The organism is Shewanella sp. 1180_01 (genome assembly GCF_052850535.1).
In genome coordinates this window covers 20,785-44,504 of the sequence record NZ_VXCT01000041.1, presented here as the reverse complement: position 1 = coordinate 44,504, position 23,720 = coordinate 20,785, and the positions used below count along the sequence as shown (strand labels likewise).

Annotated in this window: 19 protein-coding genes; 4 read left to right on the top strand and 15 right to left on the bottom strand. The window is 44.1% G+C overall.

Annotated elements, in window-relative coordinates; translation table 11 throughout:
- Positions 1–16: 16 nt before the first annotated feature.
- From nagP to FW758_RS17830, 8 genes are all read right to left on the bottom strand, one after another.
- Complete coding sequence (gene nagP / locus FW758_RS17865) at positions 17–1,315, bottom strand: N-acetylglucosamine MFS transporter NagP (protein WP_259513245.1); 1,299 nt, start codon at positions 1,313–1,315, stop codon at positions 17–19.
- Positions 1,316–1,632: 317 nt separating this feature from the next.
- Positions 1,633–2,787, bottom strand: coding sequence for a transmembrane glucosamine N-acetyltransferase NagX (nagX, locus tag FW758_RS17860; RefSeq protein ID WP_446446099.1), 1,155 nt, complete (start codon positions 2,785–2,787; stop codon positions 1,633–1,635).
- A gap of 137 nt (positions 2,788–2,924) precedes the next feature.
- Entirely contained in the window at positions 2,925–4,061 is a 1,137-nt protein-coding gene (gene nagA / locus FW758_RS17855; RefSeq protein ID WP_446446098.1) for an N-acetylglucosamine-6-phosphate deacetylase, read from the bottom strand.
- A 55-nt stretch (positions 4,062–4,116) separates the two neighbouring features.
- Positions 4,117–5,115 carry a glucosamine-6-phosphate deaminase NagB-II gene (nagB-II, locus tag FW758_RS17850; protein WP_446446097.1) on the bottom strand — a complete coding sequence of 333 codons (999 nt, stop codon included), beginning with the start codon at positions 5,113–5,115 and terminating at the stop codon, positions 4,117–4,119.
- A gap of 58 nt (positions 5,116–5,173) precedes the next feature.
- A complete protein-coding gene (gene nagK, locus FW758_RS17845) occupies positions 5,174–6,067 on the bottom strand; it encodes an N-acetylglucosamine kinase (RefSeq protein WP_446446096.1) in 894 nt (297 codons plus the stop codon).
- 223 nt (positions 6,068–6,290) lie between these two features.
- Positions 6,291–9,089, bottom strand: a complete 2,799-nt coding sequence (locus tag FW758_RS17840; protein WP_446446095.1) for a family 20 glycosylhydrolase — start codon at positions 9,087–9,089, stop codon at positions 6,291–6,293.
- A 28-nt stretch (positions 9,090–9,117) separates the two neighbouring features.
- Positions 9,118–10,605 (bottom strand): methyl-accepting chemotaxis protein, encoded by a 1,488-nt coding sequence (locus FW758_RS17835; RefSeq protein WP_446446094.1) that lies wholly within the window; start codon positions 10,603–10,605, stop codon positions 9,118–9,120.
- On the bottom strand, positions 10,605–11,681 hold the full coding sequence (locus tag FW758_RS17830; RefSeq protein WP_446446093.1) for a substrate-binding periplasmic protein: 1,077 nt from the start codon (positions 11,679–11,681) through the stop codon (positions 10,605–10,607). The genes FW758_RS17835 and FW758_RS17830 overlap by 1 nt, the downstream gene beginning before the upstream one ends.
- A 495-nt stretch (positions 11,682–12,176) precedes the next feature.
- Here FW758_RS17830 and FW758_RS17825 point away from each other — a divergent pair, with 495 nt between their 5' ends.
- Positions 12,177–13,088 carry a sulfite exporter TauE/SafE family protein gene (locus FW758_RS17825; RefSeq protein ID WP_446446092.1) on the top strand — a complete coding sequence of 304 codons (912 nt, stop codon included), beginning with the start codon at positions 12,177–12,179 and terminating at the stop codon, positions 13,086–13,088.
- A gap of 122 nt (positions 13,089–13,210) precedes the next feature.
- Here FW758_RS17825 and FW758_RS17820 read toward each other — a convergent pair whose 3' ends face one another.
- The 3 genes from FW758_RS17820 to FW758_RS17810 all read right to left on the bottom strand — a co-directional run bounded on the left by FW758_RS17820 (position 13,211) and on the right by FW758_RS17810 (position 18,171).
- Complete coding sequence (locus tag FW758_RS17820) at positions 13,211–13,864, bottom strand: putative 2OG-Fe(II) oxygenase (RefSeq protein WP_446446091.1); 654 nt, start codon at positions 13,862–13,864, stop codon at positions 13,211–13,213.
- A 19-nt stretch (positions 13,865–13,883) separates the two neighbouring features.
- Positions 13,884–15,413, bottom strand: a complete 1,530-nt coding sequence (locus FW758_RS17815; protein WP_446446090.1) for a tryptophan halogenase family protein — start codon at positions 15,411–15,413, stop codon at positions 13,884–13,886.
- Between the two features lie 61 nt (positions 15,414–15,474).
- Positions 15,475–18,171, bottom strand: coding sequence for a TonB-dependent receptor (locus FW758_RS17810; RefSeq protein WP_347099131.1), 2,697 nt, complete (start codon positions 18,169–18,171; stop codon positions 15,475–15,477).
- Positions 18,172–18,600: 429 nt separating this feature from the next.
- Between FW758_RS17810 and FW758_RS17805 the strand changes: the two genes are divergently transcribed.
- Positions 18,601–19,617, top strand: coding sequence for a LacI family DNA-binding transcriptional regulator (locus FW758_RS17805; RefSeq protein ID WP_446446089.1), 1,017 nt, complete (start codon positions 18,601–18,603; stop codon positions 19,615–19,617).
- A 63-nt stretch (positions 19,618–19,680) separates the two neighbouring features.
- Here the strand turns inward: FW758_RS17805 and FW758_RS17800 are convergent, their stop codons facing one another.
- Together FW758_RS17800 and glnB are read right to left on the bottom strand one after the other, a co-directional pair.
- A complete protein-coding gene (locus FW758_RS17800; protein WP_446446088.1) occupies positions 19,681–20,970 on the bottom strand; it encodes an NAD(P)/FAD-dependent oxidoreductase in 1,290 nt (429 codons plus the stop codon).
- A gap of 259 nt (positions 20,971–21,229) precedes the next feature.
- Positions 21,230–21,568, bottom strand: coding sequence for a nitrogen regulatory protein P-II (glnB, locus tag FW758_RS17795; RefSeq protein ID WP_006080649.1), 339 nt, complete (start codon positions 21,566–21,568; stop codon positions 21,230–21,232).
- 237 nt (positions 21,569–21,805) lie between these two features.
- Here glnB and FW758_RS17790 point away from each other — a divergent pair, with 237 nt between their 5' ends.
- A complete protein-coding gene (locus tag FW758_RS17790) occupies positions 21,806–22,318 on the top strand; it encodes a GspH/FimT family pseudopilin (protein ID WP_446446087.1) in 513 nt (170 codons plus the stop codon).
- A gap of 180 nt (positions 22,319–22,498) precedes the next feature.
- Positions 22,499–23,026 (top strand): GspH/FimT family pseudopilin, encoded by a 528-nt coding sequence (locus FW758_RS17785; protein WP_446446086.1) that lies wholly within the window; start codon positions 22,499–22,501, stop codon positions 23,024–23,026.
- A gap of 4 nt (positions 23,027–23,030) precedes the next feature.
- Here FW758_RS17785 and FW758_RS17780 read toward each other — a convergent pair whose 3' ends face one another.
- Complete coding sequence (locus FW758_RS17780; protein ID WP_107946755.1) at positions 23,031–23,330, bottom strand: TapY2 family type IVa secretion system protein; 300 nt, start codon at positions 23,328–23,330, stop codon at positions 23,031–23,033.
- A complete protein-coding gene (locus tag FW758_RS17775) occupies positions 23,327–23,719 on the bottom strand; it encodes a type IV pilin protein (RefSeq protein ID WP_432361935.1) in 393 nt (130 codons plus the stop codon). Before FW758_RS17775 ends, FW758_RS17780 begins: the two co-directional genes overlap by 4 nt.
- Position 23,720 lies beyond the last annotated feature (1 nt).

The window sequence follows — 23,720 nt, the reverse complement described above, 5'->3', positions numbered from 1 at the left end:
ATTCAAGCTGACTTGTCTACCAACTACGCATCTTATGGCCTTTCACCGCGTAGAACAGGATGAACAGATAACAGGGCAACATCACAATATAACCGCCCTGCATGCCCATATCTGTCGCCGAGCTCATTAAGCCCCAAGACACTGGACCAAAGGCGCCACCAGCAATCCCCATAATGAGAAGCGCAGAACCCGTACTGGTCAATTTGCCCATCCCAGACAAAGCTAGCGGCCATACTGCAGGCCAAACGATCGCATTGGCTAAACCAAGGAAGGCAATCATCAACAGGGTGTCAGGTAGCGCGACACCACCAAAAGGCACTAACACAACATTCGCGATAGCGTAGGAGTTATTGTCGCCGAACAAAATACCGCATGTCAGTAATAAACCTAAAATGGCCGACACCATCAAAGCCTTATGCTGTGAAATAAAGCGAGGAATTAACAGAATACCAAGCGTGTAACCTAGCACCATACACACCATGGTATAGGAGGTCATCACCCCGTAATGTTCAACCCCGAGTGATAACGCAAAAGTGCCGATAGTGTCACCGGCTATCACTTCCACCGCCACATAAAAAAACAGCGCTAGCACGCCAAAAGCTAAGTTAGGGTGAGACAGCGCCGCTTTAAGTTGGCCTTTATCGGTATTTTCAACGGCTTCATCTTCATTAGATAATTCTGGTAATGGCGACTTCTTCACCGCTAACGCCAAAATGCCGATAAAAATCGCCATGCCTAAATAAGGGAATACTAGACCATCAGCCATTTCTTCAATTTGAATTTGAGTCAGCTCAGTACCTATACGGTCTTTAAAGCTGTCTAAAATCAGTGCAGAGAACACCACAGGCGCAATCACGCCCGCACCTTTGTTCAAAATGCCCATCACGCTCACACGGGCAGCGGCGGATTCTTCAGGGCCTAAACGCACCACATAAGGGTTAACCGCAGTTTGTAATAGGGTTTGGCCTGTGCCCATCACTAATTGGGCCAATAGGAACAAGGCAAATATTTGGGTTTCCGCGGCGGGGATAAACAGTAAACCCGCCAGCATCATCACGCCCATGCCGATCGCCATGCCATTCTTATAACCGACTTTGCGAATAAGCCAGGCGGATGGCAAGGCAGTAAAGGTCACTGCGATATAAAAAGAAAACAGGATCAACGACGCTTGAAAGGGATTGAGTTGCAATATTTGTTTCAAATATGGCATCAAAGACCCATTCAACCAAGTGGCGAATCCCAGGATGAAAAAGAGAGCGGCCACTATGGCCATGGGGAGAAAGCTGCTTTTTTGCTGGCTTTTATCGAGTGTCATTTCCATAAACCTGCTTCTTATAGTAATTAATTATTGAGGTGATAACGGGGTTTACATTAATGCCTAAGTTCCCGAATATCCGTATCGCGACTCGTCCGCAATGGCTAATGTTATCATCCAAACGCACCATTGTTTCAGTGATGTTAAAACAAATAACACAAAAAGACAACGCTGTCATTTAATAAATTCTCGCGAATATTCCCTCGTAATCATCAATTGGCCGATAGCTAAGTTGTAACTCACATCCATAAAATAATGTAAAAAAAGCCGCAGACACTGAGTGTGTGCGGCTTATTTCAAGCGATTAAGCGAACTGACTAAATCCTGACAAAAATATTGCGGCGATACATCCAATATAAAACCAGCCACTGCACAGCAAGCAAGCTGACAACCGCAGCTAACGTTTGAGCGCTTTCAGGCAAGGCCTGCACTAAGCCGCCAAACACGCTTTGGGCGATATATTTCCAATCCACTAAGCTCGACGCTAAATAAATGATGATGGCGTTGGTGCCTATCACCACGAAGAAAAAGGCGGCTTTTTGCCACTTAAGCACATCGACTAAGGCATAGAACACTGCCAGCAGAATCATGCTCCAGCCCGACGTCACCAGCACAAATGAACTGGTCCACAGCTCTTTATTGACCGGAATGACAAGATCCAACAACCAACCTAAGGCTAAGCAAATGCCACCCGCAGCGGCGAGCAATCCCACTTTAGCCCACTCACCTTTAGGGTGGGATTTAACAATAAAGTGGCCGACAAACACCCCCGCTAACGCATTGACTATGGCGGGGATAGTCGACAATAAACCTTCAGGATCGGGTGTACGTCCCTGATAGCTCACGCCGGGTAATAACATCGAATCGACATAGGCATTAATGGATTCCGTTAGCGAGAGCACGCCTGCCTGTCCACCAGGGAAAGGTAACCAAAGTTGCATTGCGCCATAACCAAGCAAAATACCCAAGGCGACGATAATTTGGGTTCGTAGACTCGTATGCCACACCAATAATGCGGCAAAGAACCATGCAAAGGCGATACGGCCTAACACACTGGCATAGCGAATTTTTTCAGGATCGGCAGGCGCGCCCGTACCCCAACCGTGATTGTATAAAATGCCCAGTAGCAGCAATAAGAAGAGTCGTTTAATCCCATGCCGATACACAGGTAACCGCTCACTCAGGGGTAATTTATCTAAACGTTTGGGAGATAAACCTAAGGCCACACCAGAGAGGAAAATAAACAGCGGAAAAATCAAATCGTAAAACCGAAAGCCGTGCCATTGGCTATGGTGCATCTGTTCATCCCCCCATTGCCAACCTGCCCAGCCCGTTAGAATAAGCAAGCCACCAAACAGAGCCTCACCGCCCAAAATCCAAAACATATCGAAACCGCGCAGTGCATCCAGCGACATCAACCTAGGTTTATTCACCTTTACTGGCGCAATTGCATTTGTCTGTGTCGTCCCCATGCCATCATCCTTTATTATTGTTATTAAAAGCTTTTAGTAAAGTTGAGCCAAACTAATGCTGTACAATAAAAAAACTTAGCCCCTGTCATCAAAATACGACAAGGGCCAAGGTTAACGCTTTGCTCACTCAACGCACACTAAGGGCGAACATAAACTGCATTTCCAGCAATGTAGTTTGCCTGCACTTTGTTCTGCGCATCGAGCAAGACAAAGTCAGCCCTATGTCCCAGTGCTAAACGGCCAGCCTTATGGTCAATCCCGAGGAACTGCGCGGGATAAAGCGCCGCCATTCTTAAGGCTTCCGCCAAAGGTAAACCCAACAAGTTGACGGTATTATTGACCGCTGTCGCCATATCGAGCACACAGCCCGCCAGCTCACCGGTCACGGCATTTAATCTGTCGCCTACTCTCAGCACTTTTGTACCAAAGAGCTCGAAGCTCGTCTCATCGTCCATACCGACAGGTGGCATAGCATCGGTGACTAACATCATCTTGCCCCTCACTTTTGCCCTTAGTGCAACCTTTGCCGCCGCTGGGTGCACATGGTGACCATCGACAATCAAACCACACCACGCGGTTTCACTCTCAATCGCCGCGCCAACCATGCCCGGCTCACGGGAGCCCAATGGTGACATCGCATTATAAAGATGGGTAAAGCCCGTCGCGCCTGCCGCTAATGCTGCAACTACAGTGTCGTAGTCGGCATTAGAATGGCCCAAACACACCTTCACGCCCGAAGCGACAAACGTGCGGATCACCTCTGGCGACACATTCTCAGGCGCAAGCGTGACGACTTTAATCCCCAGATCTTGACGACAAAATACCGCGAGTTCAGCATCGGTTATGTCGCGAATAAAGCCCTGCGGATGTACACCTTTTTTAGGCACAGATAAATGTGGCCCTTCAAAATGCACCCCTAAAACGCCTGCGCTACCTTTGACTAAAGCCTCGGCCACTGCATCGGCCGCATTGGCCATCACGCTGACATCATCTGTGATAAGCGTAGGTAAAAATCCGGTAGTGCCAAAACGCGCATGGGCACGGCCGATAATCTCAATACAATTAACACTCGGTTCGGCATTGAATAACGCCCCGCCGCCACCGTTCACTTGCACATCGATAAAACCTGGCACCAGCGTTCCGGCTTGGCGGATTTCCTTCGCGCCAACAACCGTATCAAACGCCAGAATGTGCCCGTCTTCAACAGTCACTGGCACATCTTGATGGAAATATTCACCATCAAAAATACGCTCGGCGATCAGGGTGATTTTCATCGCAAACCTCTTTCAATAAATAACACGAGTGACTTAAGTCTTTAATTTCGGCAGCTTAGAGCGTTTGCGTCACTTTTTTAAGGCCAGCCGGTTGGTCAGGGTCGATACCGCGGGCAATCGCAACCGCAGCCACGTCGATATAGAAACGTTGTAATAAGGCTAACGGCGCCACACGGGGGTGAATATCGGTCGAGGTTTGATTCAGATGCACTAAATCGGCGCCGCGTTGGCTCACATTTTCAATCTGTTCGATGTGGCTAGCGTAGGATTCATCACCAATGCACACATCGACAATAGTGAGTTTTTTCTCAACTAAAGTCACAGGACCGTGGAGGAACTCGGCGCTGCTGAATGCTTCGGCATGGATTGAACACACTTCTTTTAACTTAAGCGCGATTTCCTTAGATACCGCATAACCTAAACCACGGCCAAGTACGACTAAGTTCTTCACGTCTGCAACGGATTCTGGTGTGAGTTGTGGCTCAGCGTCCACCGCCGTTTGCAGCGCTTGGGGTAAAGACGCTACGGCGCTAGCGAGCGATTCGCTTTGAGTCCAAGCGGCGGCGAGTTGTAAAATCGCCGACAAGGTCGCGAGGTAACTCTTAGTCGCGGCAACCGCTTTTTCTTCGCCGGCGCGTAAAGGTACAACAACATCGACGATATCTTTAATCGGTGCGGTTTCATCATTCACTAAGGCAACACAAAAAGCGCCGGCATTTTTTGCCATACGCGCCTGCGCCAAAATATCAGGGCTGCGGCCAGATTGTGAAATCACAATCACTAAACCGCCTTGGAGTTTCAAGGTCTTACCATAGACACTCGCCACTGAAGGGGCGGCGGCAAACGTCGGTACGCCCGCTTCGATTTCAAATAAGTACTTAGCGAACACACCCGCATGATCCGATGAACCACGACCAACGATCATTACAAAACGGGGATCGAAGGCGCGCAGCTTTTCACCTAACTGCTGCATGATTTCAGCGTTAGCGTCTAACTGACCAGCGATTTTTTGCGGTGCGGTGCGAGCTTCTTGCTCCATAATAGTGTTTGTCATGTTTTTTACCTTCACATTCGATGGGGTTCAACTTCAGTGGCTATACACTGAAAACGACTTATTTATTAAATTCTTGCTGGGCGAAATACATAGCACCGAGTTCGGGTGGGGCTAAGGTTTCTGAAATTTTGGCAACCACATCGGCACCGAGCCAGGCTTGTAAAGGCTCTGCAAGGCCACCGATCATCGAAAAACGCACCGGATTTAGGCTAAATAGCTTACGCGCCATGTCGCTAATATAATCTGCGCCCTCTTGCACTATCGCCGTCGCGACCGCGTCACCTTCACTGGCGCAATCGAGCACACTTCTGGCTAATGCGGCGTAGCAACTTGATGATTTACCAGCTAGATTTTCGACAATACCGAGCGCATCGGTGGCCTTAAAGTAGCTCAGCAGCATGTCGGTTAATCGGGTTGGTACTGCAAAGCCATCGAGTGCTAACAACACGTGTTCGGCGGCTTTTAATCCCAGCCAAGCACCGCTGCCCTTATCACCTAATGCAAAACCATAACCGCCAATACTCAAGCTGGTATCACCAACATGGGCATAACCGCAAGAACCTGTGCCCGTGATGATCACAGCGCCATCGGCACCACGGTGGGCACCAATACAAGCCGTATGCAGATCTGTGGTGACATACATGGCCGCAAAAGGATGCTGCCAGTTGATCACGTCTTGATATAACCTAGGGACATTTACGCCAGCAAGACCAAGACCCGCCACCAGCAAGTGACTATCGCTCTCGTTCATGCCCGCATCCAGCAACGCCAGGCGAGTCGATGCTTCAATGGATTCAAATGTTTGCGTGAGACCATGCAGTGGATTTGCACGCCCAGCAACACCTGTCCCTAAAACGGTACCGTCTGCGCAGTAGATGGTGGCTCGACATTTACTGCCGCCGCCATCTACACCTATAAACAGTTGTTGATCTTTTGTCTGGACTAACCCCATGACACCCCTCTTCACCTATCAATGCAGCGCTACCGTTGCTTATTATTTGCCGTTAATACAGCGCTCAACTTTAGTTAACTCAATGTTACAGTAAAAATGACAGCGTTGTCATTTACTTTTTTAAGTGATTTATGATCTAAAATCAAATTTAGGAAATCACTGACACAGAAAAACAAAAAGGCTGTATTTTATTTTTAAAATACAGCAAGATATAAAAACCAATTTAGTTAACGATTAAACTTCTGCCTTTACGAATACCATCGGCAGCAATGGCGCGGATCTCAATCGGTGCAGTAACCGCCTGTCCCGCTTGATAAGCTTGCCATTGGCCATTTAGGCTTCGGTATTCAAGCTTGAGCCCGGGATAGGCGATATTGGCAAACAGCTTGCCCTCACGGATCTCAGCACCGACCGTCGGTACGCGATAATCAATCCCCGCTTTATCTAGCTTAATAAACTCTTTATGGCCTAAGGTATTCGCGAGTTGTTGCCAATCCTTTGCCTGTGCATCACGCATGGCTAAAGTAAAAGCACCCGAGCTTTGATTATATACAGCGCCTTGATATTGATAAGGTACTTCCCACGCGGCTTGATGCCAAGCACGCTCGGCCAGCATCAACAAACGCGGGAACACCATATATTCAATCGTATCGTCACTGCGAATCGACTCACTCCAAATCTGCCCTTGCAAGCCAGTAAAAGGTTTGCCTTTCTCCCTTGGACCCGAGACTTTGTTACCCGCCTCATCGAGTTTTATTCTGTCGTCCGCTTCGAACGGCTGATTTTCAATATCGGTCCATTGCTCGGCATTGGCGGCTAAGTTATCAGGCATAAAGCTAAAGACTTTATGGCTGTTGGTCGCACGACTCGCCCAGTAATAACCATGCTCCTTGGGATCGGCCTCGTAGGGGAAGTCAAAGTACAGCACCTCAGGATTAGAGAGCACGGTTTCCCAACCAAGATTCGCCTGCTGATTGGCGCGCTCATAGCCTTTATGGGCAATCACATCCCAAATATTAGACTGCACTTTAGCGGGCATATTCTCAGGGCGAACATGGCTCATGCCATCGCTCCATCCTGCAGCTTCAATGCCTTTGGCCGCTAACATAGTCGAAATTCGCTCGATAAAATAAGCGCCTAGGTCATCTATCGACTTAACGCCTTTATCGTTATTGGCGACAAATGCTAAACACTGGGGAGATTGTTTCCAAGCTCCCGCCGTTTCATCGGCACCAATGTGGTAACGCGTCAATGGTTGACCCGCGGCTTGGTGTAACTTGGCAATTTCATCAATTACCTTATCGACAAACTGATAGGTCGACTCCATACACACGTTAAGCGTGTTGTCGTCGTAATATTGCACTGAAGAATAAACCGTTTTGTCGTTTGCATCGGATAACAAATATTGCTCAGCTGCAGTGGTTTGCCCTTCAGCTTGCAATTGACGCTCGCCCGCATCTAACGCTTTTACCGCTGTGCTAGCTTGATTTGCCGTTTCCTGCACAGGGACAACCTGCACTTTGCCCGTGTTTTTAAGCTCTACGTCTTCAGCCTGTAATCGACGAAAACGCGCATCCATCGCTTTAATCGCGGCGCGGCTATGACCCGGCATATCCATCGATGGGATCACTTGAATTTGACGCGCCTCGGCATATTTCACTATGTCGATATAGTCTTGTTTGGTGTAGTAGCCATTGACGCTAGTATCGCCAAACGGTCCACTGCCTAACTGCGGTAATAGGCAGGTATTTTCATCTAAATCATGGCAACGTTTACTGCCGATGTCGGTCAGCTCTGGTAGACCGTCGATTTCGAGTCGCCAACCTTCATCGTCAGCCATGTGTAAATGCAGTTTATTGAGCTTATAAGCCGCCATTTGGTCGAGCAAATCCAGCAACAATTGTTTGCTGTGGAAATTACGTGCCACATCAATGTGCATACCACGGAACGGATAACGTGGGCTGTCTTCAATGGTCATTGCATTCACTTTCAGCGAATTCACATCCACGAGGCTTGCTAATGATGACAAACCGTAAGAGAAGCCCGCCGCATCATTGGCAGCGATCACAATTTCAGTTGGCTGAATATCTAAGCGATAACTGCCCTCATTCCCTTTTTGGCGGGCAAACTTCACCGTAATGCCACTCGCAGATTCAGCCACCCCCAGGCGAGCTAAACGTGCCACCGCCGCCGCAACTTGACTCTTTTGCTCTGGGTTATCTTGCTGATATTCGAGCTTAATACCACCAGCAAGGGATACTGGTGTATCAGTTGAATGGATCTTCACCTTTTGTGGCGTTGGGATAATGGTATCCACAGCCAAGGCGGCATCTTCACTCACGCTTTGATTGTCTTTAAATAATTGCGCGGCATCGGCTGGCGCGAGTTTATCCGTTTCAGTGCGTTGATATTGGGTTTTAAAATTCGTAAACCCTTCAACATACGGACGCGTCTCTAAACCCGTTTCGGCATCTTTCCCTACCTGAGTGCTGGCGATAATGACGGGTTCTAATCCGTTTGCTGCGAGGTAATAGTTTGGCATAGCGTCGGTTTCAGCCAATTGCCACGGCTCACCACGGAACGTCAGTTGCTTTTTCTCACCCTTAATAAATCCCTTAAAAGCGGCCGTTGGCGTAATACGATGTAAATCACCTTTAACGTGCGTTATCGTCAATTCACCGCTTTCAACCGATTGCACTGGGCGCATTTGGCTTAAATAAATCTCCCAATCCTGGCTGGCTAAATCCATACCGGGCACGAAATCAATTTGAGCGACAAAACAGCGACCATCGGCTTTATCTTTTAGGCACTTATCGTCTGGCACATTGGTCACGACACGGTAAGTTACGACTAACGAATCCCCGAGTTGTTGTAACTGCGCTTGAGTTAATGCGTCCTGAGCTTGCTGTGTTTGAGCCACAGCCTTATCGGCTGACGCTGCGGAAGGCGTCACAGGCGCCTCGGTACAGGCCGCTAATCCTAAAGCCAGTAAAATGGCGCTTGCTGAGAGTGTTTTATTCATGATTATCCTTATCTAGCTCCAGAAATGGCTACAATCTGAAGGAAGTTACTAACGTCCGCAGTCTTTCCCCTTGGTGAAACAGTCGCTCGCTCGAGTGCGCTAAGTGCTCGCTATCGAGTGAGGCTGAACCAGAGACATTGGCAAGATCATTTAACGTACGAGAAATCGCTTCGGTGACGCAGGTTTGCTCCTGCGCCGCATGGGAAACTTCGATGTTCATATTACTGATATTTGAGACTAAATCAGTCACTTTAGTGAGTACTAACTTAATTTCTTCCGAGCGGTTCACGCCCTGAGTCGAGAGGGCTTGGCTCGCTTGCATCACAGTGACCGTTTCTGCCACTCGGCTCTGAACCTGCTGGATCATTTTCTGTATTTCACCTGTGGCTTGTTGAGTTCGGCTCGCCAACGTGCGCACTTCGTCGGCCACCACAGCAAAACCGCGCCCTTGTTCACCTGCCCTTGCCGCTTCAATGGCAGCATTAAGCGCCAGTAAGTTGGTTTGCTCGGCAATACTGTTGATCACCACAACCACTTCATCAATCTTTTGGGTTTCTTGCTGTAACTGTGAGACGGACAATGCCGAGCGGGCTAATTCAGATGCCAGCTTGCGGGTAATGTCTAATCCCGAATCAAACTGCCGCTGACTGTCATCGACCGCTTTATCAGCCTGACTCGCCGCATCCGCGGTGCGCTTGGCATTAATGGCAACTTCGTTAGCACTGGCGCTCAACTGAGTTACAGCCGTCACAGCGGCCTCGGTTTCTTTTAGTTGGGTTTGCACGCGATCATTGTTGGTTTGCGACAGCGACCCCAGCGCTTTGGCATCGCCCAGTAATTGCCCTGAGGTTTCGTGCACTTTGGAAATAGTGCCGTGGATTTGCTCTACAAAACCATTAAATGCCTTGGCAAGCTGACCAATCTCATCCTGACTCTCGACGGGTAATCTGTGGCATAAATCACCTTCACCGCTGGCAATTTCTTCCATAGCGCGGACAACATTCTCCAGTGGATTAATCACTAAACGTTTAAGAATGATAAAGATAACAATTAAACTGCCACCGAGAATTAACAGCGCCTGCAAGAAATAACCTAAGAGTAAATCTGACAACTGAGCGCGAATGGGCAACATAGAAAACTGAATGGCCAATTGGCCCGTCGGATTGCCTTGGTCAGCAAAGTGAATTTCACGTTTTACCAAATACTCATCGGCCACCGTTTGAGCCTGTTGACTCTCGGCTAACACTTTACCGCGATGGTCGCTCACGACGATATGATAAATCTGTGCAGATTTAAGCATCACAGACAACACGGCTTGGATTTGTTCATAATCGTAGGTGAAGATGGGTTGCGCCATAGTGACTTGCAAATTGGCGACGGTATTGTCTTCAAACTTAGTTTCACTGGCGGCCAATTTATCGCTCGCCAACCAGTAAGATGCACCGAACAAAACGCTGACTATCATAAAAATCGCTGCCGCTAACCCAATCTGTACTTTTAAGGCTAATGTTTTCATTATGTTGCACCTTGCATACTAAAGAGATCTAACCATAATTCTTTGCGTTCTATTGGCGTTAACGGGCTTAAATCAGGCGTATCGAGGCGGATAATGACCCGTTGTTCAAACTTAGCCTCACGGTATAGTTGCTCAATTTTTAGCTCGCGATTGAACATCTCATCAAAAGAGCCGTCGCTGACCATACTTTCAAGCCCGGCTAAAATGGCCGCCGCGAGTTCGGGGCGCTTAGGGGACACAAAGAAATAAGCTGGCGAGCGATATTGCAGCAGAATATGGCTATCAACCTTTAGTGCGGGATCGGGATGACTTGCAAGTTCTTCACCAATTTCCTGAGCGCCGAGGGCAAGATAATCAAAACGCCCACCTTCTAACATGGGGTATAAATTGGTGTACTGATAACTCGTCACGACGGGTAATCCATTGGCCCCTAAAATAGTGGCATCGGGCCAATAACGATTTTGCCCCGCCTTTAACTGCCTAAAATCCGCCATGGTTTTCACATTTGCAAATCGCGTTTCATCCGCTTTGCGGATAATCAGCAGTCGATTACCGAGTAATCCTTTAAACAATGGAATGCGCACGGGTAGCACAGTTTCTTCTAATTCTTTTGAGGTCATACTCCAAAACACATCGACTGTTCCAGCCAGTGCTTCTTCGACCTTGCGTTTTTGATTCATTTGAGTCGACATTTGCTGCACTTTATAGCCGCTATCCGAACGGCGCAGTGCTTCCTTAAGCAAATTTAGCTGCCAAGTCTGCTGTATGGTGGTGACGATTGTTTTTGAAATCGGCGCCTGAATGTGAGAAACGTCAGACTTAATGGCGTCAGAGGAACCAGAATTAGAGTTTGAATTTGAATTTAAATTTGAATTAGCTGCAAAATGACTTGAGGCAATATCGGCTGCAAACACAGCGAAGGATGAGGCTGAAAGCCCCGTCAGAGCCATGATAAACAGTGACCAGCAAGCTGCTCGTTTAGTGATAAGTGTGCTCGTTAGTGTAAAAACATAACGAATGACACTCGTCATGCCCGTCGCAATGACGCGCATCGCAGCCGTTAAATGAATCGCCATAAATTGCAGCCTCTTTTTATTATCTGGTTTTTACCAGTGAGTTTTATTTATCTATGCCGCTAACGTTCAAATGCTGAGGTAGGCATTGAAGTCATATTGTAAAAATACCCTAAAAAAATGGCTGGGCACTGCTTACAGTACCCAGCCCACGCTAGTTTCTGGGGAGAGACTATCAAAATATCAAAGACAAACGTATCGCCGCCCGACAGCAATACTCCTGCCAAACACATGAAAAGGAGACCTCATCCTCTCATGCAGACCTTACAAACAACGTATCACACAAGCGGATGACAGCGTTGTCATTATTAAAGTACACAAGAAAGAACAGGATTTCTACATTTTTTTGACAATTATTGTTATTTTTTATGAATAGACATACCTAGTCATTATTATTCAATGGCTTAAATGTTTAATTTATTTACTCAAGCTTATGTGACAACGTTGTCTTTCATTGGTAACATGGCGATAACATGACAAAGATCACGGTAGCTATCGATGAGTCCCCTTAACACATTAGTGCCCAGTAATACCCAATCTGCTCCGCGCTTAACTCGGCACTACCGAAACCTCAGTTTGATATTGCTACTTTGTGGAGCTTGGTTATTTTGGGCGAGCCATTTTCATTCGCCATTTGATCTTATCCAAGAATATGGCCGCTTTATTTTTCTGGGTATTACAGGAGCGATATTTGCCAGTTCGACGGGAGCTGGCGGTGGAGTCATCTTTATTCCCGTTTTTTCGAGCCTCAACTTTAGTGAGTCTCAAAGTGTTGCGACTTCATTTATGATCCAATGCTTTGGTATGACAGCAGGCGCGATTTCATGGTCACTGCATTATAAAAAGCGTCACCGAGAAGATGCCGCATGGTCTGGTTTTGTGAAAGCAGCATTACTTGCCGCCTTCTTTTCTGTCTTAGGTTTCTGGAGTAGCCAATTACTACAGCTCAACTTCCCCTCTTCGCTACACACAAGTTTCAGCATCTTCTCGATTGTACTCGGTATCGCCATCGTTATTAGTAGCAAAAGTAGCACGCCAATAACTCGTGCTATAAGGCCAGTCGATTTTCTTTGGCTCGCTCTCATTGGCTATTTCGGCGGCATTATCACAGCTTGGTTATCGGTAGGCGTCGGTGAATTAGTCGTCATTTATCTGATGTTACGGGGACTATGCGCCAAAATGGCGATCGCCACCGGCGTCATTGTCTCTGCAATTACAGTTTGGTCGGCAAGCCCTATTCATATTTTTTCAACAAATAGCCATGCCCTCTTTGAGTTAGTGTTATTCGCAGGCCCAGGTGCCGTTATCGGAGGATTACTCGCTCGTAAATTAGCGCTATATCTCCCAGTAAAAGTATTAAAACTTTTTTTCTCCATTTGGATAATTTTGACGGGAGTTGTTATGCTGTAAGTTAAAATAGACTATAAAACTCATAAAACGCACAAAGCCTTGAAGATAGAATTTAATTAAGTACTCTTAGTTTAAATACTACTCGCTCAAATAATGCACTAGAATAAATCTTGATTCAGTCGCTATTTATTTAATGGTGGAAAGCCAACTTCAATAACTAAGCATGTACGTGGTAAGTGGCTCTTGTGTACCGTTGTTCCATGTAAAAATTTTGCGTCATGGCACACAAGTCGACCTGTTTTTGATTTGACAAGATATTGTTTCTCAGCCGGATATTCGTAACAATGATTCCCTCGCATAATACTGTTATCTCTATCATTAATAAAAACCAAGTCGGCACTTTCATCTGGTACATCGGTATAATATATTGCAACTAGATGAGGAATCGTCCAGTCATTATTAGCATGCCTATGGGCAATTGCATCACAATTATACGCCATCCTATTCGCCCAAGTTCGGTGATACTTAAGCTTCTTTACATCACGAGTATTATGGAACCCCAATAAAATAGCGGATTCAAATATACGTCTCAGAATCCAATCCCCTAAAGGGTTAGTTTTGAAGTTTAATAATTGTGGAATTGGATGGGTTTTGTAAAGATGTGCAGTTGATAATGCCCGTCCTCCTTTCGCATCAGGAACGTTCCCTTCATTGATCACATCAGGAAGTGAAAACAGCGTTTCAAGTGTACTGTATGTTTCGTGTTTACCATCAAAACTATCATATTCGTCGAAATCAAACACACAAATAGCTTGTTCAAATACAGGCACTAACATTTAATATCCTCATGACTATCTACTTAAGCGTCTTACCTTCAACAGCGCGCATTAATCCTTCCAACCATTCTCTATGATTTAAGAGTAAGGTTTCAGCTCGCCCAACTAAGAGGTCATTATCAGAGAAAAGTGTCTCACAATGTTTCATTTCTTGCTGAGATAAAACTGAATGATTTGTTTTAAATTTCATTCCATATAAAACATACAAAAAATTCTTATGATCAAATAAATCAAAACGACTAAAAAAGTCAGACTGATGCGGAGGACGTAATTTGAATCTAGCTAAGCGCTGTTTTAACTCAAATGAAATAGTATCCTCTTTTTGATTCTCTAACCAAAATGATGAATCTTTCCGGTCAGAAATACAATAGTGCAACTTAATGAAGTCAACAACACGCTCCCAAACATACGTAATAACACTATTATAATATGAAGTAGAGACGCTAATATCCTCTATAGTTCGAGGGAAATGACGAGCTAACAGTTCAGCAGAAAAATCGGAAACTAATATAGATGTCGCCTCAAGTGGCTCAACAAAGCCTTGGGCCAATCCTAAAGCAACACAGTTTTTATGCCAAAACTTCTTCCTATAACCAATCTCCATCGGAATTTTCCGCGGCTTGAATTGAACTTTATCGACTTGTAAGTAATCAGCATATAACGTTAAAGCCTCCTCATCACTCATGTGCCGACTTGAGTACACAAAGCCAGTTCCGCGACGCGTAGTGAGTGGAATATCCCATATCCAACCAGCCTTATGGGCCGTCGCGGTTGTATAGGGATTGATATTTTCTCTTACATTCAGAGGCACTTGCTGCACCAAAACAGTATCCGTCAGTAACTCGCTTGATTTACTTTCAAAAGGAACTTTCAGTACTTTATCAATTAGGATCGAAGAAAAACCACTGCAATCCACATAAAAATCAAAAGCTAACGATGAATTATCAGCAGTAATTAAATGTGAAATCAGTCCAAATTGATCCTGTTCAACTCCTACAATAGTGGCAAATTGATGCTTAACATTAAACTTTTTTTGTGCGTTCTTTGCTAATAAGCCTGCAAACTTTAATGCATTAAAATGATAGGCATAAGATAAGGCCCCATCATAGTCTCCCGAGCCTTTACGCTTAGGGGATAAACCTAAGTCACAAATCCTTGCCTGAATGCCAACATCATCAAATGGACGTTGACTCGCGTGAGAAACCCAGTAACTTGAGACATCAATACCTGCAGGGTAAGGGGCATCGAAAGCATGATAGTAATGGTTGTCTCCATGCACATTTTTATCGAGCCAATTAACAAACTTGATTCCTTGCTTAAAAGTCGCATCGCAAGTCAGCAATAGCTCTGCTTCGGAAATGCCAAACCGCTTCAATCCCTTCGCTAGATATGGAACACTTCCTTCACCTACACCGATTGTTGGCACATCTAACGACTCAATCAAAGTAATCTCTATTTCAGGATCATGGCACAACTCAGCCCCAAGGTGATTTGCAGCTAACCATCCAGCTGTTCCGCCCCCTATAATTGCAATACGTTTGATTTTCATAGTGTTTGTTTACCTATAAAAAAGCCCAGTCAAGACTGGGCTTTTGAATTACAACAAAGTGTTAGAATACAAAGCTAGCACCAAGTTTATATGTAGTTTCGCCTTTAAATGACCAAGCAGGGAAATCATCTTGAAGCGCAGGCTTAACTTCGGTACCTACGCCGGCAGCACCATATTGAACGTCATCTTCAGCTGTTAAGTTAACAATTTCAAGACGTAATGCAATAGCTTCTGTCACATTCCAACCTAAAGTCACATCGAGTGTACCAAAGGCATCATGCATACGGTTGCCGTAATACTTACCATATTCACGAACCATGTACTCAGAACGCCAGTTATAAGCGGCACGTGCTGAGAAATCATCATTCTCCCAGTAGCCGACTAAGTTAGCACTATGCTTTGATGACTCAGTAAACATACCTATGTTGTCAGTATAAACTTCTGAAGGTGCACTACCATCTGCATATGTATAGTTCGCATTAACACCGAAACCGTTATCAAATGCATGGTTTAACTGCAGTTCGACACCATCGATCTCACCACCACCGGCATTTTCATAGGTATTAACGGTCCAACTATCAGCTGGCACCTCTAAATCATTATTTATGATACCAATGGATTGATTAAACTCTGACGAAGCGACAATAAAATTACTTATGTCTTTTATAAAGTATGTAGCAGAAACAAGATTGCCATCACCATAGTAATATTCAAGACTCAAATCAGCCTGCGAGGACTTCATCGGCTTTAGGCCTGGGGTTCCTTTCGTTAAAGCTTCATTCCCTTTACGATCATCTGGGAATCCGGTTAAAGTTGCTAGGAACAAATTATCGTAGTTAGGACGGGTAATAGCTTGTCCTGCTGACATACGTAAGATCAAATCCTGCGCTAAATCGAATGAAATGTTGAAGCTCGGTAAGACATCACTATAGCTGTCTTTAACGCTATGAAGCTCTTCACTCCAACCTTGGTTAACAGCTAAGATATCCGCTGGTGAGTTATCAATCACATGACCGCTCGAAGTGACATCAGTCTGGATATAACGTAAACCAAAGTTACCGCGGAAACCTTCACCATCAAACGAGAACATACCATACATAGATAGGTTGTCTTCTTCGATTAAACCATAGGCTGAGCGGCTGTAGGCAAATTGATCAACCAGAGACTCTGTGGCATTAATCATAGCGTCTAGGTCAGCTTTAGGAATCGTCCAACCGTCATAACCTAACTTCATTGTGCCACTGTAAAGGTCTGAAGTTTTAAATTCATTTGTTTTGGTTGGATCATAGATGGCGCGGTATTCGCTTTTCTCAAACTCATGTTGTGTGTAACGAACACCTGTTTCGAACTTATTGATAACACCTAGGTCAAGGTCAAAATCAACATCTAACTGAAAATAAGTTTCTTCGTCAGAGTTAGGTCCTTTAATCCCCGTCCAAGTTGATGTACTCACAGTTGTATCTAATTGGTCTTGGGTAAAGCCCATATCACGACCATTAATATCTACCTGTTTACCTGTAGCATCTACAGTGCCAGCCCACTTAACTTGACCAAATTTATCACCCCACCAACCATAACCAAAGTTAGCACTCATTTGAGTACCACCTTCAGCTTTTGTCTTTCCTGCAACACCTGAAATTGCGAAACCATCACCTTTATAGTCAGCGTTCAACTCAAAGGTATCTGACGTCATCTCACCTTTACGCGCCCAGTTTTGGAAGAACACATCTGATGGCGCATTTTCAGGTGTGACACTTAACGTACAAACACCAGCAGCATTGAATTGTTTACATGCTGAAGGATTAGTTGTATTACCGGGTCCAGCGGTGCCATCTTTAGGGGCGCCAGCCCAGTTTGTATCAGTTTCAATATACATGTTAGCGCCAATACTATCAGCACCGAGTTTCAGTGATAGTACGTGCGCACCTAATTCTAAATTATCCGTTGGTCTGAATTGTAGTGTTGCATCTAGCGCAGTTCGCTCTTGCTGCTGCAAGAAACTAGATGGCTGAACAGAAGAACGTCCACCCCAATCTAAATCCGCTTCAGTACCAGTCCGTAAATACTCACGGTCAATATATGAACCCGCAACTAAAACACCAAATGTCTCGTCATCATTTTTCCAGCTATACAAACCTGATAATTCAGGTGCTACATCTTCATTTACAGTTCCATATTCGCCCTTTGCAGAAACAAATACAGAATTAGCATCCATATCTAGAGGCTTACGGGTTTTAACGATAACAGTACCGCCGATACCACCTTCAACAAGGTTGGCTTGAGTGGACTTGTACACTTCCATGCCACCAATCAGTTCAGAAGGTAACATAGAATAGTTGAACGAACGGTCGACGTTCATTTGATCGTACCAACCAGTAGACGCTACGTTCTGGCCATTTAAGGTGGTCAGAGTCATTAAAGGATCTGTACCACGGATAGAAACTGAACTACCTTGACCAAATGTACGACCCACAGTTACGCCTGGGACGCGACCGAGAGCTTGGCCGACATCAGAATCAGGAAATTTACCAATATCTTCCGCAGTAACAGCATCCACTACTGCGTTAGAAAATCGTTTTTCATTGATATTGGCCTTATTTGAAGCGCGAATACCGCGAACTTCAATTTTTTCAATATTTTCAGGCGCAGCGGTGGTTGCCGCGGCATCTGCAGCGACAGCGCTGATGGATACAGCACTGCCGAGTAGGACAGCAATATTTGTTGCTAGTACAGTTTTCTTAAAGATTGATGGTCGCATCTCGTTTCCCTTCCATAACTTTATTATCGTTTTAGTATTCATAACCATTCCCTGCGGAATGACAACGCTGTCATGTCTAGTGCAAACATTACACAATAATTAACAGCCTTGCCACAACAAAATAACGATGGAAGCAAAAAAATGTCATAAAGCAGAATTTTGAATCATACATTTTATCAAAAATCATTATAAAACATGAGCTTTAATATTATGACGTAAATTTACAACTCCCAGCATAATTGCAACAACGATAAATTAACGCCAATTTGTAACAATTCAGGATTGCTAAGCACATCAAAAGCTCGCACTATAAGACGTATAAGTAAGAAAATACTGATAAAAAATGTAAGCTTGTAAATTGCTAGTAAAGAATTTACGTTCATAGAACAGTTAACCCTTCGCGGCCTTAGATAAAGAGTTTTTACATCAATGAAAGTCACTATTAACGACGTAGCTAAATATGCTGGAGTGTCTATCAAGACAGTATCCCGTGTCACCAATAACGAACCTTCAGTGAAGCAGGCCACAGTTGACAAAGTAAACGAGGCGATAAAAGCACTTAACTACCAACCGAATTTAGCGGCGAGAAACCTCGCGGGTACTAAATCCTATGCTATTGGTTTTATTTACGATAATCCAAACGCTTACTACATTATTGATATGCAAAATGGGATCTTGGCAGCCTGTAAAGACAAGGGCTATGAACTTGTCATCCACCCTTGCAATGCCAAATCAGAGACCATTTGTGATGAGCTTACAGCACTAGTCAAATATTCTAGGCTAGCGGGGTTAGTGCTGACGCCTCCCTTGTCAGAAGATCCGAAAGTACTCAAAGCGCTTACTGAGATTGATGCTAACTATGTGCGCATTATTGCAGGCGAAAAAGGCAACGATCAGAATGGATTGACTATTTTAGTCAACGATAAATTTGGTGCAGTTGAAATCACCCAGCATCTGATTGACTTAGGCCACAAGCATATTGCGTTTTTAAGTGGGGATTTACACCATGAATCCACTAAAGAACGGTTACTTGGTTTTAAACAAGCATTAACAATAAATGGCCTAAAACTGAATGAAAACTACATAATTGAAGGGAAGTACTCATTTGAGTCTGGTGTTGACGGTGCGAATAAGCTTATTAAACTAAAACATCGTCCGACTGCGATTGTGGCTTGTAATGATGAAATTGCCGCTGGAGCACTTTTTGCGGCTCGTTTAGCGGGTTTAGATATCCCTGCAGACTTATCGATTGTCGGTTTCGAAGATAGCCCATTCTCACGTCAAACCTGGCCTAAACTGACCACAGTACATCAGCCCAATGAGAAAATTGCCCAAATAGCCACTGAGCTGTTAATAGCTAGTCGCCGTGAGCAAAAAATTGAGCAATTTAAAGTGTTTACACCAGAGCCTGTAATCCGCGACTCTTCCGCGGTGCCGTACAAATAAGTAATGTTGAAAGACAAAAACGCACTCGATTGAGTGCGTTTTTTGTTCTACAAAGCCAGTAGCTTAATGCAGTTTTAATTTAGGCCTGTGCCAGCGCAGTAGCTTTTGTGCGAGTCGATAGATTAATGCCGAAAACCAACCATATAAACTGCCTAAATGTCGTTGATACAAGGACACGTACATCAAGCGTGCTACATGCCCTTCGATAAAAAAGTCACCAGAGCGCAAATTACCCATCAAATTGCCCACCGCAGAAAAACGGCTTAACGATACTAACGAGCCGTAATCTTTATACACAAACGGCAACTCAGCTTTGTCTTGCAAACGATTAACAATGTTCTTATACAATCTATCAGCCATTTGATCGGCTGATTGAGCCCGTGGCGGTACAGCTTTACCATTCTCTAAAATGAGCGCCGCGCAATCACCAATCGCATAAATATCCTCTTGTCCTTTAACTCTCATGCACGCATCGACATCAATTTGATTACGTGGCGTGATCGGCAACGAGGTAAATTTTGCGCATACCGCAGGCCCTTTAACGCCGGCAGCCCACACCTTTAAACTGGCTTCGATAACATCGTCATCGGGCGTGACAAAACCTTGCGCCGTGACTTCTTTTACCTGTACACCTAAATGCAGTTTAATCCCTATTTTATCCAATACGGACTGCGCACGTGCACTCACCTTCTCAGGTAACTGGGGTAAAATTTTTGGAGAGGCTTCAATAAGATGCACATCGAGATGATGCTTAGAAATGTTTAGATAACCGTATTCTTTTACTGACTCGATAACATGATGCAGCTCGGCGGCAAGTTCAACACCCGTCGCACCCGCGCCCACAATACCAATGCTCAATTTACCTTGAGATTCATTTAACTGCAGCAAGGCATCAAGTAACTTATGATGAAATCGTTCAGCATTTTCTAAACTATCAAGAAATATGCAGTTTTCTTCGGCGCCCTTGGTATTAAAGGTATTCGATACACTGCCTAATGCCAGCACAAGATAATCATAAGACAGAGCACGATCTGCAAGTAATAATTCACCATCGTCACTGTAAACAGGTGCCAATTGGATCGTTTTGCCCGATGGATCGCAGCCTTCAATCTCACCGCGGACATAGCGATAACCATTTTTTAGGCCGTGATCGCGGTAAAGTAAACCATCGAGAGATTGATCAATGACCCCAACAGCAACTTCATGTAATTTGGGTTTCCAGATGTGAATAGGACTTCTGTCGACTAAACAAATGTCGAACCCTTGCTTATGACCCAGTTTTCGCCCAAGTTTTGATGCTAAGGCTAACCCTCCCGCACCGCCACCGACAATAACAATTCTTTTACCGGTCATAACATCCTCACTCACTGATAAATATACAGGACCACGCTTTGTACCTTATACCACGATTTCATTAAGAGAAAACTACTTTAGCGGCTACAGCATCTAGCGTATCGCAATACAGATTTAGAAAACTGCAATTTTAAACTCCAACAAAAACAAATTAAGCAGTTTATTCATCCAACAAAGTCAGATTCTAAAAATTAATTTAGCGTTAAAAACTAAAAGGGCCAAATAGGCCCTTTTAGTTAAATAAAATTCATTTGAATCACTATACCGCTTCTTCATTTTCCTCACCGGTACGGATACGAATCACTCGCTCGACATCAGTAACAAAAATTTTACCGTCGCCTATCTTTCCTGTGCGCGCGGTATCAACTATCACATCAATAGCTTGGTCGAGCAGATCATCCTGGATCACTAACTCTATTTTCACTTTTGGCAGAAAATCCACCATGTATTCAGCGCCACGATAGAGCTCTGTATGCCCTTTCTGACGACCAAAACCCTTGACCTCAGAAACCGTCATACCTGTAATGCCAATCTCAGCAAGGGATTCTCTTACGTCGTCTAATTTAAATGGCTTAATAATGGCTTCAACTTTTTTCATTAAAAATTCCTCATCCCTTGCAATAACATAAACAAACAGAATAACACTAGCTTACACGGGGTTAGGTCAACATTGAAGTGAATGTAGTACTTTACTCATAAAACACAGTTTCTACAAAATCGCTTTTAGCACATAAAAGTCTAAAAAAAGCACTATAACTATAGCGCTAGACTTTATACTTACATTCTAGCCAAAACTCGCTCGCGGGATGCAAGCGCAAAATAACAGGGATTTGTTATGAACACTCATCAAAAGGGCTTTAGCCTGATAGAACTTCTCATTTCACTTGCCGTCTTAACCATCTTGATTACTGGAGGAGTGCCATCCTTAACTGATGTTTATACCCAATATAGAGCTGATAGCAGCATACGAATTATCCAACAAACGCTACAATTTGCACGTAACCAAGCAATTACTCTTAATAGAAAGGTAACCGTTTGTGCTGTTATCGACCAGAAATGTGAGCAAAACTGGCAAGCTGGGCTAACTGTTTTTATTGATACTAACAGTAATAGCCAACTAGATGACAGCGATAAAAAACTTTATATAACAAATGCTTTTGATTCAAAAGACATAGTTAAATACAATCGTACGGCAATCCGGTTTCAACCTGACGGGCTGGCATCTGGTACAAATGGAACACTCAAATATTGTCCCTCATCAGCCACAAGCCCTTATTCTAGAGCTGTTATTGTTAATCAAGCTGGACGTGTACGTCTATCAAAAAACAGTAATATAAATTGCTCATAATCGAATAACAGGAAAATGATTAAATTAGACTAACCTTTTAAAAATATCGCAAACAACATATCTTTCTAAAAGTTATAGTCATAAAAGTCAAAAGATTGATTGTAAAATGACTTATCTATTTATGCTGAAACTAGCAACGTTCTCGCTTATACTTTGCAAAGAATAAGCGAGGATGATGATATGTGTAAAAAAAAGCTGGGCTTTACATTAGTGGAATTGATGGTCACTATCGCAGTTGCAGCAATATTACTGACTATTGGTGTACCATCAATGATATCACTCTACGAAGGTATCCGAGCAAATACTGAAATTGAAAGTATACAAGAGGCAATATCATTTGCTCGCAATCAAGCAGTAAGCTATGGCAATACAGTTAGTATATGCCCTCTATCAGGTTCTAGCTGTGGCAATGATTGGAGCAAAGGATTTAAGGTCTTCATTGATAATGGTACTCTTGGCACTCTTGATTCAACAAATGGTAGAACCGATAAAGTCATCAAAGTAGTTGATGGTTTTAATGATAAAGATTATGTTGAATATGATAAATCCTCAATTAGTTTTAATGCTGAAGGCCTAATCGTTGGTTCATTAGGTACAGGAAAAATAATTTACTGCCCAGGTAGTAAAACAAGTACTCAGTCAAAAGGTATACAAATAAGTTCATCTGGTCGAGTACAATCCTTAGCAACGACAGCCAACTGCAATTAACGATTTATTTTAAGTGCTTTCTATCAAGTCCTCTTGCGATTAGTGATTTAAAATCTCGATTGTCAGGGATGCACTCAATTACATTTCTAACATAGACTGATTGATTATCGAGAATACCTACCTCTGTAGATATAAGGCTTGCAGCTCTAAGGTCCGCTTCCTCCTTTAGCCAACTAAAATAAGCAATCTGCTCTCCTCTAGAGGTATCAATATAACATTTATAGGTTTCATCTAAAGAACCAGCAATTGCATGAGCAGTAACAAAACTCAATCCAACAACGACAACACTCGTTAAATTCTTCATTTCCAACATTCCTTAGGTGTTTTTTCACCAATTGAATTCATGGATATTGTCACGCATGGCGCGTCTCGAGATGCTTGAATACCTTGAGCGGTTGCAGTTACGGTAAACGCTCCAGAGCTTACGGATGAATCCACTTTATAAAGTTGATTTTCAACCACAAAAGGGTCCACTTTTAAACCCAACTTAACCATATCAGCAGTATATTCACGATTATCGAGATAAAACTGCTCTTGAAGATTAACAATACGCATAACTGCAGCGATTCCATCTCCGCGAGCTCCTTTAACAAGATACGCAGTATAAGATGGATAGGCAATAGATGCTAAGATACCTATGATAACCACTACAATCATTAGCTCAATTAACGTAAAACCTTCACTTTGCTTCATA